The 17,485-nt window shown below is 62.7% G+C and carries 15 protein-coding genes; 11 read left to right on the top strand and 4 right to left on the bottom strand.

The window, feature by feature from the left end:
• Positions 1-52 precede the first annotated feature (52 nt).
• Positions 53-244, bottom strand: a complete 192-nt coding sequence (gene rpmB / locus JQS30_RS04530) for a 50S ribosomal protein L28 (RefSeq protein WP_213172192.1) — start codon at positions 242-244, stop codon at positions 53-55.
• A 425-nt stretch (positions 245-669) separates the two neighbouring features.
• Between rpmB and JQS30_RS04535 the strand changes: the two genes are divergently transcribed.
• From JQS30_RS04535 to rnc, 9 genes are all read left to right on the top strand, one after another.
• Positions 670-2,049: a hypothetical protein gene (locus tag JQS30_RS04535; RefSeq protein ID WP_213172193.1), complete on the top strand. Its 1,380-nt coding sequence runs from the start codon at positions 670-672 to the stop codon at positions 2,047-2,049.
• Between the two features lie 63 nt (positions 2,050-2,112).
• Complete coding sequence (locus tag JQS30_RS04540) at positions 2,113-3,747, top strand: DAK2 domain-containing protein (protein WP_246498129.1); 1,635 nt, start codon at positions 2,113-2,115, stop codon at positions 3,745-3,747.
• The gene (recG, locus tag JQS30_RS04545; RefSeq protein WP_213172964.1) at positions 3,747-5,996 is read left to right on the top strand and encodes an ATP-dependent DNA helicase RecG; all 2,250 of its coding nucleotides are present in this window, start codon (positions 3,747-3,749) and stop codon (positions 5,994-5,996) included. The genes JQS30_RS04540 and recG overlap by 1 nt, the downstream gene beginning before the upstream one ends.
• A gap of 93 nt (positions 5,997-6,089) precedes the next feature.
• Positions 6,090-6,650: a 16S rRNA (guanine(966)-N(2))-methyltransferase RsmD gene (gene rsmD, locus JQS30_RS04550; RefSeq protein WP_213172195.1), complete on the top strand. Its 561-nt coding sequence runs from the start codon at positions 6,090-6,092 to the stop codon at positions 6,648-6,650.
• A complete protein-coding gene (coaD, locus tag JQS30_RS04555; protein ID WP_246498055.1) occupies positions 6,647-7,138 on the top strand; it encodes a pantetheine-phosphate adenylyltransferase in 492 nt (163 codons plus the stop codon). The genes rsmD and coaD overlap by 4 nt, the downstream gene beginning before the upstream one ends.
• 63 nt (positions 7,139-7,201) lie before the next feature.
• Positions 7,202-7,711, top strand: a complete 510-nt coding sequence (locus tag JQS30_RS04560) for an ATP synthase subunit B family protein (protein ID WP_343076177.1) — start codon at positions 7,202-7,204, stop codon at positions 7,709-7,711.
• Between the two features lie 388 nt (positions 7,712-8,099).
• Positions 8,100-8,663, top strand: a complete 564-nt coding sequence (locus JQS30_RS04565; RefSeq protein WP_213172197.1) for a YceD family protein — start codon at positions 8,100-8,102, stop codon at positions 8,661-8,663.
• Between the two features lies 1 nt (position 8,664).
• Positions 8,665-8,838: a 50S ribosomal protein L32 gene (rpmF, locus tag JQS30_RS04570; RefSeq protein WP_213172198.1), complete on the top strand. Its 174-nt coding sequence runs from the start codon at positions 8,665-8,667 to the stop codon at positions 8,836-8,838.
• 71 nt (positions 8,839-8,909) lie between these two features.
• On the top strand, positions 8,910-9,623 hold the full coding sequence (gene rnc, locus JQS30_RS04575) for a ribonuclease III (protein ID WP_213172199.1): 714 nt from the start codon (positions 8,910-8,912) through the stop codon (positions 9,621-9,623).
• 198 nt (positions 9,624-9,821) lie between these two features.
• Here the strand turns inward: rnc and mutM are convergent, their stop codons facing one another.
• The 3 genes from mutM to JQS30_RS04590 all read right to left on the bottom strand — a co-directional run bounded on the left by mutM (position 9,822) and on the right by JQS30_RS04590 (position 12,570).
• Positions 9,822-10,655, bottom strand: coding sequence for a bifunctional DNA-formamidopyrimidine glycosylase/DNA-(apurinic or apyrimidinic site) lyase (gene mutM, locus JQS30_RS04580; RefSeq protein WP_213172200.1), 834 nt, complete (start codon positions 10,653-10,655; stop codon positions 9,822-9,824).
• A gap of 125 nt (positions 10,656-10,780) precedes the next feature.
• The gene (locus tag JQS30_RS04585) at positions 10,781-11,401 is read right to left on the bottom strand and encodes a helix-turn-helix transcriptional regulator (protein WP_246498130.1); all 621 of its coding nucleotides are present in this window, start codon (positions 11,399-11,401) and stop codon (positions 10,781-10,783) included.
• A gap of 341 nt (positions 11,402-11,742) precedes the next feature.
• Positions 11,743-12,570, bottom strand: a complete 828-nt coding sequence (locus JQS30_RS04590; RefSeq protein ID WP_213172202.1) for a CAP domain-containing protein — start codon at positions 12,568-12,570, stop codon at positions 11,743-11,745.
• Between the two features lie 721 nt (positions 12,571-13,291).
• On the opposite strand from JQS30_RS04590, the gene JQS30_RS04595 reads away from it, so the two are divergent.
• Positions 13,292-13,480 carry a hypothetical protein gene (locus tag JQS30_RS04595; protein ID WP_213172203.1) on the top strand — a complete coding sequence of 63 codons (189 nt, stop codon included), beginning with the start codon at positions 13,292-13,294 and terminating at the stop codon, positions 13,478-13,480.
• A gap of 363 nt (positions 13,481-13,843) precedes the next feature.
• Entirely contained in the window at positions 13,844-17,395 is a 3,552-nt protein-coding gene (gene smc, locus JQS30_RS04600; RefSeq protein WP_213172204.1) for a chromosome segregation protein SMC, read from the top strand.
• Positions 17,396-17,485: the final 90 nt, after the last annotated feature.

The raw sequence follows: 17,485 nt of genomic DNA on the forward strand, positions 1-17,485 counted from the left end.
TGAAGTCACGCCGTCTACGGCGATGGTCGCCCCGTAGGGCAAAAGGTCCCCTTTAGCGGGCGACCTTGCCAGCCTTCAGGCAGGACGTGCAGACCTTGGCACGGCGGTGGTTGTCGCCGGAGCCAGTGGAGATGCGCACGGACTGAAGGTTGGGGTTCCAACGACGACGGGTCTTCTTCTTCGACCACGGGACGTTGTTGCCAAAGCCAGGGCGCTTTCCGCAGGCTTCACACACGCTCGACATAATCCAAAACTCCTGCCAAAATGATCATCTTTATCGGCAGCTGCCCACTGGTGCGCGGGCAACCGGGTAATTCTAGCCGACCGAACCTCACGTCGGTTCAGTGGGCTGGGCTCGAAGCGCATGCGACACGACCTAGGCCCCGGGCACTACCTGCGAGGGTATCGCCACACAGACCCTAGCCCGGGACTGTCCTCATCCAAACAAAACAGGTTGGACACATCTGTGCCTATTAGTCCGGTCGACCTTCAGCCGGTCGGCCGATAATCCTGAGCCATTGGGCCAGGCTAGAGGCAGCGTCCGGCGTCATGCTAGATATGACCTAGCCGCAATTAGCGCCATGCGGTGATTCTAAGATTGGCATCGATCCCATAAGCTGCATACAGTCCGTGATGTGCCGATGCCCATACTTTCTTTGGTGAGTCTAGATGAGTTACCCCCCGCAACAGCCCGCTGACGGTTGGCAGGCCGATAACCAAGGTCAGCCCAATGGCGACGGCGACGCCGTCCACCACCCCCAGGCGGCCGACGCCCAAGCCCCAGCTGCGCCGTTCGGTGAACCGCATGCTCCAGTCTCGCCTTCCGTCGACCAGTATGGCCAAGCCGCGCATAACCCCTACGCGCCCTATCAGCCGCCCGGGCACGGCCAGCAGGTGCCTCAGCAGCAGCCTTACCAGGATTACTCCCAGCACAGTGGTGCCTATGGGCAGCCACAGGCATACCAAAACGACCAACAGCACGGATACGGGCAGCCACAGGCCTACCAGAACGACCAACAGCACGGATATGGGCAGGACCAGGGATACCAGGGCGAACAACCTCAGTACCACCAGCCGTTCCAGCAATCGGACCCCGGCCCAGCCACAGGTCAGGCATCAGCCCCGCCGTGGGCTCCCGAGCAATTCAACCCCAACATGGGGCCAGTCTCGGCGCAGCCTTCCTCGGGCAGCCCGTTCGGAACCGTTCCGTTTGCCCCGACCTCCTCGGCTGGCAATACCGACGCGGCCCCTCCCGGAGTTCCCGCCTCGCCATTCTCGGCACCCCCGGCCTCGGCCCCTCCCAACTCCGACCAGTTCGGACCGCCCGGCGGTCAGGTCGCCTTGCAGCCAGTATCGGCCGCCAGCGGCGCGTGGGGGCACAACCCCGGCCAAATCGAGCGCAAAAAGCAAAAGAAACAGCGCAAAGGCTTCCCGATGTGGGGATTCATCGCTGGCGCGGTGATCTTCGCCATGGTGCTTGCCGCCGGGACCTGGCTGATGCTCTCCGGGGCGGGCGAACCCGGCCAAACCGGAACCACTGAACCGGGCCCCACGATCGAAGCCCAACCACAGGAGTACCTCGTTCACGAGTCGAGTTCCGACTTCGGCTTCAGCATGATCGACACAAACGACTGGGTGCCAGGAACCGATGACGCGATCACAGTCTTCACCGCTGCGGACGGCCTCCTCCTAGACGGTGAGGAACGAGCGGGCTTCGTGACCGGGGCGATCGACACCGACGCTGTCGAATATTCCAGCGACGAGATCATCGAAGCTGGCCAGGCCGCGATTTCCCAGTTCACCGCCGACCTCTTCGGGGACACTCCCACCGGGGAGACGGCACAGAGCCTTCGCGTCGACGGTCGCCTCGCCCACATGACCGAGTTCGTGGCGACAGACCCCGACGGCACCGAATACTCCGTCACCTTCACCATCGTCGAAATGCCCAGCGAAGAGGCCGCCGGTTTCATCGGCTATGTTCCTTTGGCCGACAGCGACCTGGTCGAACTGAAAGACGCGGCAGCGCTTTCACTGACCTTTGGTGAATAGGCCCCAGACGGTGGCTACGGATGCGGGCCGTCCTGGCGAGGGCTAGAGTCGGCAAACGTGGACATGAAGCCGGAAACTCTCGACTCCCAGCTGCTGCGCACTTGGGGCGCATCGGCCCTGGAAACGCTGTTGCGCCATCGGCGCGCAGTCGATCAGCTAAATGTCTTCCCGGTGGCCGACTCCGATACCGGTACGAACATGGTCGCGACATTGCAGGCGGCATGTCGAGACCTACAGCCCAGCGACTCATCGGTAGGGGCGCTCGTCGCTGCCGCCGCACAGCGGGCCCTGGTGGCCGCCCGGGGCAACTCAGGAGTCATCCTGGCCCAAATGTTGCGCGGTCTGGCCGACTCCTGGACCGGTCGCGTCGTTGACGGCCCAAGATTTGCCGCCGGCCTCGACACTGCCGCCACCTCGGCGGCCGGAGCGGTCGCGGTCCCTACACATGGCACCATGCTCACCGTCGCCGCAGCGGCGGCCGCCGCCGCGCACCGCCATGCCTCCGCGGGTCTAGTCTCCGCGGCTGAAGCCGCCGCCGAGGCCGCCGCCGCAGCGGTGGGAGCGACGCCCTCCCAGTTGCCAGCACTCGCTCGCGCCGGTGTCGTCGATTCCGGCGGCATGGGCCTGGCTTTGCTGATGGACACGTTCGTGGAGACCCTCACCGGCTCCAACCCCGGTCGCGCGCAACGGCTCCTGCGCGCCCAACGCCCTGGGGCGGGCCAGCGCCCCTTCGTGCCCCAAGTGCCGCGCGAATCAGGCTCAGTCGACTACGCCTACGAGGTGCAGTATCTGCTGGAGGCGACTGCTGACGGCGTTGAACAGTTGCGGGAGAGACTGGCCGGCCTCGGTGACTCACTAGTGATCATCGGCTCTGCCGCCACGTCCGATTCCGAAGAACCGCCGACTTGGAACGTGCACGTCCATGTCAACAACATCGGCGCCGCCATTGAAGCCGGTATCGAAGTGGGCCGGGTGCACCGGCTCTCCGTGACCCGTTTCGAAGACGTCGCCCACAAAAGCACTGACTCTTGCGGCGCAGCCCACGCCACGACCCACAGAACCATTGTCGCCATCACCGCCCATACGGCTATGGCCCCGCTGCTGTCCAAAGAAGGCTGCCATGTAGCCCGCGACTCCAGTCCAGAGGCGATCGGCCAGGCAATTCGCGCCAGCGGTGGAGGCGACGTGATTATTCTGGTAGACGGCCCGCACGCCAAGCCTGGGGCGGAGAGCGCCGCCGCGTTGGCTCGCGCCGACGGGTGGCGCGTCTGGGTCATACCCACCAGCGGGCTACCACAGATTCTGGCAGCCGTGGCCGTTCACGATCCGGCCCGGCGGTTCGATGATGACGTGATCGCCATGGCGGAAGCCGCCGCGGCCTGCCATGTGGGCGAGGTCCGCATCGTTACCGCTGAGGCCGACACCGCCGCCGGACGCGCCCCAGTGGGGAGCATTTTGCTCTTGGTCGATGCCGACGTCCTCGCTATTGGCCACGACCTTCTCAGCTCCAGCGCAGATCTCCTGTCGCGACTGTGCTCGGCCGGGGCCGAACTCATCACCCTGATCCCTGGCGCGGCGATGAGCGCGCAAGATGTCACATCCTTGGTGGAAGATATTGGTCACCGGTGGCCGTTGGTCGAGATTCAACGGTTTCCGGGAGGACAAGCCGAACCCGCGCTATTGATCGGAGCTGAGTGATGCTGGGGCTGTCGACCAAACTTCGTGATGTCCTCGGAGCCAAGACAGCTACCGCGCTAAACGAAGCGCTCGAACTCGACACGGTCGGTGACCTGCTGGCTCACTATCCGTTTCGCTATGCCAAGCGTGGCGAACAGACGTCCCTCAACGCGTTGAGCATCGGAGACCAGGTCACTGTTTTGGCTAAGGTGCGTGCCGCGGTGCAAAAACCGATGCGCAACCGGCGCGGCAAACTATTGGAAGTCACCGTGGCCGACGATGCGGGCCACACCCTCACACTCACGTTTTTCAACCAACCTTGGCAGGCCCGCAAACTCACCCCCGGGCGCTGGGGCCTGTTCGCGGGGCGCGTCAGCGAGTTCCGGGGTCGCCGTCAGCTCAACAGCCCCGACTGCCGACTCCTAGCCACCGACGAAGACCCCGACGACTCGGAGGCCATTGAGGAATTCGCCGGTGCCCTGATCCCGGTCTACTCGGCCAGCGCCAAGGTCCCCTCATGGACCATCGCCCGCTGCGTGCGGGTGGTCCTTGACTTGTTGGATGCGCCCGGCCAGCACCTCAGCGTCCCCGACCCGATCCCCTCAAGCTTGCGTACCGAACTTGGCCTGGTCGATCGTCTTAGCGCCTTGCGCCACATTCACCGGCCTGGATCGGAAACGGCGCTGGCGGCTGCGAGGAAGCGCTTGAAGTGGCAGGAGGCGTTGCTTTTGCAGACGGTGTTGGTGCGGCGGAAGGCCGCCGCCCAACGAGACGCGGCGACGCCGCGCCCGGCCGGAGGCGCGATCGCCGAGGCGTTTGACAAACGCTTGCCATTCGAGTTGACCAAAGGTCAACGGGACGTCGGCGCGGACATCGCGGCGGATCTGGCTCGCAGCCACCCCATGCATCGTCTCTTGCAAGGTGACGTCGGCTCCGGCAAGACTTTGGTGGCGTTGCGCGCGATACTGCAGGTGGTTGCGAGCGGGGGGCAGGCGGCTCTCTTGGCTCCCACCGAGGTGTTGGCCAGTCAGCATTATCTGTCCATTCACCAGCTGCTTGGAGATTTGGCTTCGGCCGGGCAATTGGGAGCTCCCGAGGAGGCGACCGGCGTCGAGCTCATCACTGGCTCGCTTCCCGCCGCGAAACGACGTGCCGCGACCCAGCGTGTTGCCGAGGGATCGGCGGGCATTGTGGTGGGCACCCACGCGTTGCTGTATGACGGGGTGGACTTCGCGGATTTGGGTCTGGTCGTGATCGACGAACAGCATCGGTTTGGGGTTGAACAACGCGACGCCCTGCGGGCCAAGGCCTCGGCCGCGCCGCACACGTTGGTCATGACGGCCACACCGATCCCCCGGACGGTCGCCATGACCGTCTATGGCGACTTGGAGGTATCGCGGCTAACTGAGCTACCCGCGGGGCGCAGCCCGATTGTGACGCACGTCGTGCCCGCTTCTGACGCTCGATGGATGGATCGCTGTTGGGAGCGTCTGATCGAGGAGGTGAAAGCCGGGAGGCAGGCATACGTGGTGTGTCCACGAGTGGGAGACGGCCAGGCGGAGGATTCCGCTGAGCCGAGCTCGGCCGAGCCGCAGACTGAACCACAACGCCGACCCGCCGCCTCCGTGCTCGATACGCTCGACGAACTAGCGCAGGGGCCGCTTCGGGACCTGCGTTTGGGGCTCTTGCATGGGCGGCTGAAACCCGATGTCAAGGACGCCACCATGCGAGCCTTTGCCCAAGGCGATATCGACGTTCTCGTCGCCACGACCGTTATCGAAGTGGGCGTCAACGTTCCCAATGCGACGATGATGGTCATCATGGACGCCGACCGTTTCGGTATCTCCCAGTTGCATCAGCTTCGGGGCCGGGTTGGCCGAGGTGAGCATCAGGGGCTTTGCCTCCTTGTCAGTGGAGCTGCTGGTCCGCCTGGGGGTGGCGCGTCGGTACAGCTGGCCAACCTGGCGGATGGACTGTCGCCAACGCGCGCCCGCTTGGAGGCCGTGGCATCGACAGTCGACGGTTTCAAACTCGCCGAACTGGATCTTGAGCAGCGCCGGGAGGGCGATGTGCTGGGGGACGCGCAATCTGGTTCGAAGTCGCACGTGCGACTTTTGTCGCTGTTGCGCGATGTGGAAATCATCGAACAAGCCCGCGCCATCGCGGTGCGCCTGGTCGGTGACGACGTGACGTTGAGCGACCACCCGGCGCTGGCGGCCGAGGTGGAGGCGCTGGCTGCGGAACGGGGCGAGTATCTCGAAAAGAGCTGAGCCGGGCTGGGACCGCCATTTGGTGTGAGGCGCCCGGTTTTGGGCGCGGGTGATCTTGTTGATCGTTCGCGGTGGGGCTATAGGCTGGGGGGCATGTCCCGCATCATCGCTGGCACTCTTAAGGGGCGCCGTCTGGTTACACCGCGCGGTACTCGGACCCGTCCGACCTCGGAGAGGGTCCGGGAGGCGTTGTTTAGCTCTCTCGCGCCGGGGGGAAACCTGGAGGGTCTGCACGTGGCCGATCTTTTTGCCGGTTCTGGTGCGGTTGGCATTGAGGCCTGTTCACGGGGAGCCACCCGCGCGCTGTTTGTCGAGGCACACGCCCCCACCGCGCAACTGTTGCGTCGAAATTTGTCCGACTTGGGAATTCGCCAGGGGGTCGAAGTTCTCACTGCCTCGGTCAACAGCGTGGTCGCGAAGTCGGCCACCGAACAGTATGACATCGTGTTCGCTGACCCTCCTTATGAACTGGGGGAGGACCAATTGGGCCAGATCTTGCATGACCTGGCAGCCAATGGCTGGTTGGCCGAGGGGGCCGATTTGGTGATCGAACGCAGCGGAAAGTCCCCCGAACCGGCCTGGCCTGATGTCGTCGGCAAATCTCGATCTCGCCGCTACGGCTCATCCACTCTTTGGTACGGTCTCGTCACGTGAAAACAGAAGCCCGCCATGCCGTCTGCTCAGGGTCGTTCGACCCGGTTACCTACGGCCATCTGGATATCATCAGCCGCACCGCCGAGTTGTACGACCACGTGTGGGTCGCGGTGTTCCTCAATAACTCTAAGAAAACCATGTTCACCGCCGAGGAACGGGTGGAGTTGTTGGAGGAGACCACAGCCGACTTGCCCAATGTGCATGTGGCCACGTTTCAGGGACTTGTGGTCGATTTTTGCAAGCAGCGGCAAATCGGCGTCATCGTCCGAGGCGTCCGCGCTGTCTCCGACTTCGACTATGAATTGCAAATGGCCCAAATGAACTATGGGCTCGCTGGGGTGGAGACGGTGTTCATGCCAACGAATCCCCTGTACTCTTTCTTGTCATCGAGCTTGGTCAAAGATGCGGCGAAATGGGGTGGAGATATCTCCGCCCACGTCCCCGATACGGTAGCTACGCGACTTATCGAGCGGTTCAGCACCGAATAGCCAGCATTTATGCGACTAATAGGTGACAATAACCCCATGAATGAAACTGACGGGAGCAACCCTGTGGGTCCTATGGAGCGGATTGAAGAGCTCATTGCCTACGTGGAGGAAGCTCGCGCTATCCCCATGTCACGCAATTGCAAGATTGATCGAGCCGAGGTCATCGGCATGCTGGAGGAGATGCAGGCGGAACTGCCCGCGGACATCCGGCGGGCTGAGGCGATGCTGGCCGAACGCGACAAGATCATTGACGCCGGTCAGCGGGAGTCCGACCGGATTATTCGCGAGGGTGAGTCCGAGCATGCGCGCCTGGTGTCGGCGCATGAGATCACTGTGTCGGCCGAGCATGAGGCAAATCGCATCATCTCTGAGGCTCGTAACGAGGCCCAGCGGCTCCGGGACGAAGTTGACGAATATGTGGACACCACCTTGGCCAACTTCGAGCAGTTCTTGCACCGTGCTCTCTCTGGCGTAGAGCGTGGACGGGACAAAATGCACGCACTTCGGGAAATTGGTTCTTTCGGTCCTAGCGAAGAGGAAGAGGACAGCCAGCGGCCCCTTCCGCAGATATAGGGCTGTGCGGGTGTCACTCCAAAGAGTGGCAAATCGTCATATCGCGGCCATTGGTGACGCCACATATCTCTTTGCCGACCGCCGTTTCATGGCCACGTTCTGATCGGCTACTGGCCGAAAAGGATCGTTGCAAGCGGCGTGGGTTTTCGAACCCGGTTGAACCGGTACCACCTGTATGAGGTAGTCTTTTATGTCGGCCTCTTCAGGCTGACCGCCTCTCGCTGCCTACGGCACGAGAGACGGATCACTCGATGAGTCATTTCATCGATTCCCGGTGGGTCTATGCCAATTGCGTGTCTGAACCCGCTGGTTTGGCATCAGGGAAATCTTGATGCTGGTAAACACCGCGACGTCGTCAACAACACTGGATGGAACCAAGACTTTCGCTATGTCCACTTTTGCTCTAGATCCGCGCGCCCCGCTGGTCATCGACACCAGTGATCTTCCGCGCACCCCCGGAGCGATTGTTGAGATCGAGCGGGAGGCAGCCTCCGAGGACGACATCGGGGTGGAAATGCTCGGTGTCCCGGCAAAGTCACCGTTGCAGCTGGAACTGCAGCTGACGTCGGTGACCGAAGGGGTCCTCGTGACCGGGACCGTCGCCGCTCCCCTCAAGGGAGAGTGTGCGAGGTGCCTCAACCCCATCGACGACACCTCGGTAGTGAAAATTCAAGAGCTGTACGCTTATGAAGGCTCCACCACCGAGGAAACTACTGACGCCGATGAGGTCATGCGGCTGCAAGGCGAGTTGCTCGACTTGGAGCCAGCCGTTCGAGACGCTTTGGTGTTGGCGATGTCCACCACCCCGCTGTGTCGGCCGGATTGCCCAGGTTTGTGCTCCATTTGTGGAGTGCACTGGGACGAACTGCCAACTGATCACGACCACGACCAGGTCGATCCTCGGTGGGCAGCTTTGAAAAACTTGTTGGGCCCAGATCAATCGGAGAATTAACGTGGCTGTTCCTAAACGCCGTATGTCGCGCGCTAACACTCGTCACCGCCGCTCAGCGTGGAAAGCTGCGCCGGTGCGACTGACTCAGTGCTCTCAGTGCCACTCCAAGAAGCTCGGCCACACCGCGTGTGGCGTTTGCGGTACTTACAACGGCCGCGCCGTTCTCGACGCTTAAGCGACTGGAGTTGCGGGCCGTCGTCTCAGACGTGCCCGTCTTTCCCCGATAGGCGAGGAGAGCGAACCGTCATGAGCAATAAGGCGGTCACACATTTTGAAGCAGTGTTCGGGGTTCGAGACATCGACCCCGAACTACTGCTTTTGGCGTTGACGCATCGTTCCTATGCTTACGAGCACGGCGGAATTCCCACCAATGAGCGCCTGGAGTTTCTGGGTGACGCGGTGTTGAGTGTCGTGATCACCGCTGCGCTGTACCGCTCGCATCCGGACCTGCCCGAAGGGCAGTTGGCGCGTTTGCGGGCCGGGGTGGTCAACCAAAAGGCTCTGGCGGGCGTGGCTCGGCGCATGGGCGCCGGTGGAGTCGGACCACACTTGAAGCTGGGGAAAGGCGAAGAGGCCACAGGCGGGCGCGAAAAGAACTCGATCTTGGCCGACGCCGTCGAGGCGCTGCTTGGTGCGATCTATTTGCAGTACGGGATGGACACCTCTGAGCGGGTGATTCACCAGCTTTTCGACCCTATGATGGACCGCGCGATTCATCAAGGTGCCGCTTTGGATTGGAAGACGAGCCTGCAGGAACTCACGGCTGAGTCTTCCCTGGGCGTGCCCGAGTATCGAATCACCGAGTCTGGCCCTGACCACGCTAAGAAGTTCACGGCATGGGCAGTGGTGCGGGGTGAAGAATTCGGGCAGGGTACGGGCCCCTCCAAGAAGGAAGCCGAACAGATCGCGGCCGAACTCGCGTGGCGGGTCCTCAACGAACGCTACGGTCCTCGCGATTGAGCTGGACGTATCCGTCTGCCACTCTTTCCAGGTACCTAAATTGGATTCGACCAGTGGAGCAATGTCGGGGAACTTTCGCGGCCGGTCGCTGTAAGACACCTCGTAGATGAGCCATCTCCCGCTGCGGTGGGCTCGGTCTGTGGATTCAGGCCAACTTTCCTGGCCGCCCTGGCGTTGCCATTGAGCTTGAGAGCTGCCTCAGCTTTGGCAGCGAGGGCATGAGTAGCTGGAACGCCCTCCGATGACTTCGCGACGCATGATCGACTGGCAGCACCGGCACGGCTGCCCGGCTCGTCCGTACGCGTCGAGGCTGCGCTCGAAGTACCCGGATTCGCCGTTGGTGTTCACATAGAGGTCGTCAAACGAGGTTCCTCCGGCCTCGATCGCCTCGGCCATCACCTCTCGCGCGTGCTTCAAGATGGTGTGCGCTTCGTCGATTGCCAGGTGGGAGCAGCGGCGCAAGCCATGTACCCCTGAGCGCCATAGCGCCTCGTCGGCGTAAATGTTGCCGATCCCCGAAACCAGCGACTGGTCTAGTAGGGCCGTCTTAATCGGCGAGCGTCGACTGCGAAGACGGCGCGCGCACGCGTCGATATCGAACTCGCCTTCGAACGGATCGGGCCCGATATGTTCGATTGCCTGTGGCACGTTCCCCGTGACGTCGCTGAGTTGAAGATGCCCGAACGTCCGTTGGTCGACAAACCACAGCTGGGTCTGGCCCGAGGTGAAGCGGAATCGCGTGCGAAGGTGCTTGTGTGTGGGGTGGTCCGCCTCTTGGGCGAGAAATTGGCCGCTCATCCCCAGGTGGCACAACAGGGTTGTCTCGTCATCGAGGGTCAGCCACATGAATTTGCCGCGACGGCCTGTGTCGGAGATCGTCCGGTCGACAAGCCGGGCGGAAAAGTCGGCCATTCCCGCCAGGTGCCGTCTGACGGTGCGTGGGTGATAGACCTCCACTCCATGCAGTTGTTGCCCGACGAAGCGGCGGTGAAGCCCACGGCGTACGGTCTCTACTTCGGGGAGTTCAGGCATGCCTTGAGCCTATCTGAAGATGTGCTCAACAGCGTTTTCACACTCTTGGCGGACCTGCGACCGCACAGTTTTAGCGTAGCCATTGTGGCCCGTCCGCGCCCTCATCGGCTGATAGCGTTCTCAACTCAGCTGTATTGAGGGGCTCCAGCGGCGACAGTGGTGACGTCGTAATTGATGACGAAGGCTTGAGCGGCCAGGCGCGAATGCACACCTAGCTTGGCCAGGACATTCTGAATATGTGAGCGCACCGTGGAGATGGAGACTCCCATTGCCGCAGCCATTTTTGAGGTCGATTCTCCCGACATGATGCGGCGGAGGACATCGTCTTCGCGTGGCGTGAGGTGACTGACGAGTTGGCGCGCGGCATCCCGGTCGAGCTCGGGTTGTGGGCGTAGCGCCGCGCGCAGAAGATCACGGTCGAAGTAGGGATGACCGCTGATGGCTTGGTCAATGGCCGCCAGTAGGTCGGCGGGCATCCGATGGGTTCCACTGAGCCCGGCAGCTTGGCAGGAGAAGGCCTGCCTTAGGACTTTGCCGTCATCACGATCGGTGATGAGGAAAACGGGGCCGTGGGCCTGCCGCAGCCGAGAACTGCGATTGATCGAGTCGATGGCGACTAGGTGGGCGTCAACATCCGTGGCGTCGGTGACGCTGGAGACCGAGCCGGCCCGAATCGTCTCATCGCCTCGGCTGTGAAGGAGTGGTTGAAGACTGGCAACGAACGTTTCCTTGGGATCGTAGAGCATCACACGCACGGTGGCACCTCGCTATTCCGCTGTTTAGTAGCTCTCCCCAGGCTGCGGCGTTGTTACGCGGTAATCCCAGAATGACCGGTAGTGACCTGGATAGCCAGTACTAAGTCGGATGGCCGACAAAAGCGATTAGTGAGCTCAAAGCCCTGTACTCAAGCGAAAGAGGACAGTCACTCCCTGTCACATGCAGGTGAAACTTGTCGATGCACGCTAAGAAACCACGCTGGGGACGGTCGCGATTCTTTCTCTCGCCTCGGTCTCATGCGAGCCGAAGGGGCTTCTCGCTTAGAGATGTCGTTGGACGAGCAGTCAGGGTGAGGAACCAAAAAGTGTGTTCAGGCGAACTTCTGCACCCAGTAGATCGTCCCATTGGCATTGGCGACCGCACCGACTCCGATGAGGGTGTGATTGCAGTTGAGGATGTTGTTGCGGTGCCCTTCGGAACTCATCCAGGCGTCAAGTACCGCCTGCGCCGTGGGCTGGCCGTAGGCGATGTTCTCGGCAACTCCACCAGAGAAGCCATGCTCGCGGGCTCGATCGGTCGGGCTTCGCCCGTCTGCTGAGGTGTGGCTGAAGTAGTCGTTGTCGGCCATGTCCTTGGCGTGGGCCATCGCGGCGTTGGTCAAGCGCTCGTCGTTGCGTACCGAGGAGCAGCCATGTGCGGTGCGTTCGGAGTTGGTGGCGTCGATGACCGCCTGCACGTTGGCGGGCAGTTGGGAACCAGAGGAGTCATCACCTGAGCCACCGGTGCCACCGGAACCGCCGGAATCGTTCGAACCGCTGGAGTCGTTGCCGGCCTCGGTCGGCTCGTCCGTGGGCTCTTGCTCCTCTTCGGCCGGGTCGTCAGGGTCTTGGTCCAGAATCGATGACGGGTCGGCCGGAAGGAAGCTCACCTCAGAGCGCTGCGTCTCGATGGAGGCACCCGTGTCCTCGTTCTGACCCGCTTGCTCGGCCGATCCATCAAGGCTCCAGAAGGTGAAGGCGCCGCCGAGAAGGGCCAAAGATAGCGCCACCGCGGCGAGAATGCGCAAGGGGCCGCCAGCATGGTAGCGGTGGCGGCCACGGTGGTTTTCGGCTCGGCGCTCGGCGTTCGCGGCGGAGGGCGGGGCCACTGAGGTCGGGGAGTCGCTCGTGGCGTGGGAGTCGAATTTTGGGGAGGTCATGGGGTGGGGTCCAGCAATCTATTCTTGAACGTGAGGAAATCTCCTCTGCTGCCGGATACTAGCACCGTCGTCATTGGTCGGCCAAGCGTCGATCATTGGGTAATCGCATCGAAACTGCCTGCTGATTTAGGCTTATGCGCCAATGGGGTATCGGCGCAGTCATTGGGTTGATTCGCCTGAGCTTCAGCATGTCGCCACAACGGCACTATCGTGGTGCGCGCACTATTGTGAGCACGTTTCGCAGTGGTGTGCCCAGAGTGAGTAATGCGACCGCTTGTTCGACTGGGGCCCGTGGTCTCTCCTCGCCCTCAGCGGGCACTCACTGATCGCACTGACGAGTGCGGCTAGGTGCGACGAGCTGCGGAAATCGGGGTGAGTTACGTCGCTTTCGGTGCCAGATGGCCCGGAGCAGAAGGTGCAAAAAGGATGAGAGGGGACACGCGCTACGCCTGCCGAGGGAATCCCCCAATGAACTGGACTTTTATGACCTATGTCAAGCTTGACGTACTATCATGAGAAGCGGATGATAGGTAAGTGCGGTAGTTTGAAGACAGGGTCGGACAACCTGAAACAAAAACCGCATCACATAGTAGTGCTGTCAGCACTCATTGAGTAGGCCCCAGGCACTTGGCCCGGGGGTGAAGCAAACAACATTCACAGGGATGCGACGTGCCAGTGCGCGCGCCAGCGACACTGGGCGACGTCATCACAAGGAGACACTATGGCGAAAGCCCTCTATGGCCATGTCGGCCATGCGCCCAGCAAGCGCCTGATCGACGAGGTCGTTCAACTACGCGCAAGGGTGCGCAGTCTTGAGTCCGAGCTAGCTCAGCTGCAGGCACATGAGACCCAAGTTGAGACAGAGAAACCGGAGGAATTGCTTCGGCTATCCGAGCCGGCGCTAACCTGATCACCCGCGCCACATCGGGCACAATCACATAGAACGCTCGATAGATAGACCGCGCGCCGTCACCTAATTTTGGTCGGCGCGCATTGTTTTGCCCAAAAGTGGCGAGATTTATGGCATCGATGAGGTGAAACGTAAATCCTGACCCACCTTGGACCTACCGGCCGGGTAAGGTGAAACGTCGAGTCGCGCATGCGCGGCCCGTCGTACGCGGACTCATGCGGAACTTCCGGGTGGGGAATGGGCCCGAAGTCTGGGGCTATCGAGGCCTCCGGGTGCGATGCGACGAACGTGGACACAATGAGACTCGCGCGGCAGGTGGGCGTTACTCGCCGCTGCGGGACTCAGTACTTACTCGGAGCGTCTGTGTATCTCAAGAGCCTGACTTTGAAGGGTTTCAAGTCCTTCGCCTCCGCCACGACCCTGCGGTTTGAACCGGGGATCACGTGTGTGGTGGGCCCCAACGGCTCTGGAAAGTCCAATGTGGTCGATGCGATCGCTTGGGTGCTGGGGGAGCAGGGAGCGAAAGCTCTGCGTGGCGGCAAGATGGAAGACGTCATTTTCGCCGGAACCACTGGCCGCGCCCCCTTGGGTCGGGCCGAAGTCACCCTATGCATCGACAACTCCGACGGCGCCATCCCCATTGAGTACTCCGAAGTCTCCATCACTCGCCGCATGTTCCGCTCCGGTGAATCCGAATACGAGATCAACTCAGACCGCTGCCGGCTGCTGGACATCCAAGACCTGCTGTCGGACTCCGGCATCGGGCGTGAAATGCACGTGCTGGTCGGCCAAGGAAAGCTCGACTCCTACCTACACGCCCGGCCCGAAGACCGCCGAGCCTTCATCGAAGAGGCCGCCGGGGTGCTCAAACACCGCAAACGAAAAGAAAAAGCCCTCCGCAAACTCGACGGCATGCAAGCCAACCTCGACCGACTCAACGACCTCACCTCCGAGTTGCGTCGCCAGCTCAAACCGCTGGGCAAGCAGGCCGAACTAGCCCGTCGCGCCGCCTTCATCCAAGCCGAGCTGCGCGAGGCCCGCCTCCGACTGCTGGCCGACGACCTGACCACCTTGCGCACCAGCATCGCCCAGGAACTGGCCGATGAAGAGGCCATGCGTGAACGTCGTGAAGCGTTGGAGGCCGAGAACGAGCAGCTCACCGAACAAATCACGACCCTCGAGACGGACCTTGAAGCCGGGAAACCACGGCTCAACCGCCTCCAAGAGACCTGGTACCGGCTGCAAGCCGTCGCTGAACGTCTGCGCTCAACGTTGCAAATCGCTGAGGAACGTCACCGGTTTTTGGCCGAAGACGACGCCGAGACCCGCCGTGGACGTGACCCCGAACAGCTCGAAGCCGAGGCAGAGCGTATCCGTGAACAGGAAATCGAACTCCGGGAAGCCCTGCTAGAGGACCAAGAACGCCTAACCGAAGCCGTCGACGCCCGCACCATCACCGAGGAAGCGCTAGCTCAAGCCGAACAGCAGGTCGTCAGCGCGGTGAAGGCCGCCGCGGACCGTCGCGAACATCTCGCCAAGCTGCACGGCCGCGTCGACAGTCTCACCTCCCGGACCGCAGCTGCCGAAGAAGAGCTAGAGCGAGCCTCCACTGCCCTAGCCGAGGCCGAGGAGCGCGCCGAGGCTGCCAACGAGGCATGGGAAGAGGCCAAACAGCAATCTGACGCCCAGGCGGGCGAAACCGAGCTGGATAGGGCACTTGCCCAGGCGAAGGCGCAGCTGGAAGCCCGCCACGATGAGGTCAACCAGCTAGTCGAGGAAGAACGCGTGGCCGACCGGGAGGTCACGCAATGGCAGGCCCGCGAGGAAGCCCTAGCGGTCGGCCTGCAACGTAAAGACGGTGCTGCCGCCCTGCTGGGCCAGACCGAAGCCCTTCCCGGACTGCGCGGCTCGGTCGCCGCCCTCCTGTCGGTCGAAAGCGGATTCGAGCCAGTCATCGCCGCAGCTTTGGGCCCCCTCGCCGATGCCGTCGCCGTCAGTGATCTCGACACCGCCACGGCGGCCCTGACCCGGCTGCGGTCCGAGGACGCCGGCCAGGCGGGATTCGTCATCGGCACCGCCACTGCTGGAAGCGGTGTCCACATCCCCGAGGGACTACGGCCCCTCGCCGACCTAGTGCAGGCCCCCGCCGAGCTGCACGGTTCCATAGCGCGCGTGCTCGCTGGCATGGTTGTCGCCGACGACCTGGCCCACGCCAACCAGCTCATCACCTCCCACCCCCAGCTGACGGCCGTCACCCGCGAGGGCGACGTCGTCGCCGCCCACACCGCGCATGGAGGGTCGGCCTCCGACCAGTCCTACATCGAGATCCAGGCATCGGTTGACGAGGCACGAGACCAACGCCGCGTCGCCGAACACACCCGGTCCAAACTCGCCTCGCAACTCGAATCAGCCCGCGCGGCGCTGGCCGAGGCCGAAGGGCACCGCGACGAGCTCGTCGCGAAACAGCGCGCGCTGGAGCTGGAACGCAACACCGCCGATAAACACATCGCCGAGCTTGGCGCGGCCGCCAAATCTGCCTCAGCCGAGGTCCAGCGTCTGCAATCAGCGCAGCAACGCGCCCAGCAAGCGATCCAGACCGACTCGGCTGGCCTAGCCGAACTGCGTGCTGAACTCGAGACTGCCCAAGCTGAGCCCGAGATCGCCGAACCCTCTACCGACGAACGCGACATGCTGACCAACCAGCTCAACGCGCAGCGGCAAAATGAGATGGAGACTCGGCTGGCCGTGCGTACCGCCGAGGAACGCGTGTCGGCGCTATCGGGCCGCGCCGACGCCTTGACCAGGCAGGCACAAACCGAGCGGGCCGCCCGTGCACGCGCCGAAGCTCGACGTGAACAGCGCAAACGCGGAGCCCACATTGCCTACCTGGTGGCCGACGCCGCCACCGCGACCCTGCGGCGCGTCGAGCTGTCACTGGAGAAGGCCGGGATCGAACGGGATGCGGCCGCCGCCGACCAGTCGCGCCGGGAAGCCGCGTTGGTGGGAGTCCGCGACCGGGCCAAGAGCACAGCCGCCGAGCTGGAGCGGGTCACCAACGCCGCCCACCGCGAGGAATTGGCTCGCGCGGAGCAGCGTCTGCGCATTGAACAGCTGGAGGAGAAAGCCGCCGAGGACTTCGGCGTCGACATCGAAACTCTGTTGGGCGAATATGGGCCCGAACATCTCGTGGCCCCCTCTGCGATCGACGTCGCCGCCGCCGAGAAGAAGGGCCTGGAACCACCAGAACCCGCGCCATTCGACCGGGCGATCATGGAAAAGCGAGCCTCGCGGGGCGAACGCGAGCTGAAGTTGCTGGGGAAAGTCAATCCGCTTGCGTTGGAAGAGTTCGCCGCGCTCGAAGAACGCTACAAGTTCCTCTCCGAGCAGCTCGATGACGTAAAACGGACCCGGTCGGACTTGCTGCACGTGGTCAAGGAAGTTGACGAACGAATCCAAACGGTCTTCGAGGAGGCCTTCGCCGACACGGCCCGAGAGTTCGAGCAGGTCTTCGCCACGGTCTTCCCCGGCGGTGACGGGCGGCTGATCCTCACCGAGCCCGACGACATGCTCAACACCGGGATCGAGGTCGAGGCCCGTCCCCCCGGTAAGAAGGTCAAACGGCTATCACTGCTCTCCGGTGGCGAACGGTCATTGACGGCCGTCGCGTTGCTCTGCGCGATCTTTAGAGCCCGCCCCAGCCCGTTCTACCTGATGGACGAGGTCGAGGCAGCGCTTGACGATGTCAACCTGCAACGTTTGCTGACACTCTTGACGCAACTGCGGGAGAACTCCCAGCTGCTGGTCATCACGCACCAGAAACGCACCATGGAGGTCGCCGACGCGCTCTACGGCGTCACCATGCGTTCCGGCGTCACCCAGGTGATCAGCCAAAGATTCGCCACCGAGGACGCTTAGGAGACCGCTGGTCTGGCCACCACTCCTGCACAGACGGTGGTCGACACTCCCTAGCCGATGCGCGCTGTTCTTGGGGGCAACTCTTCGAGA

Origin of the sequence: Natronoglycomyces albus, from assembly GCF_016925535.1 — a bacterium.
GTDB classification, from domain to species: domain Bacteria; phylum Actinomycetota; class Actinomycetes; order Mycobacteriales; family Micromonosporaceae; genus Natronoglycomyces; species Natronoglycomyces albus.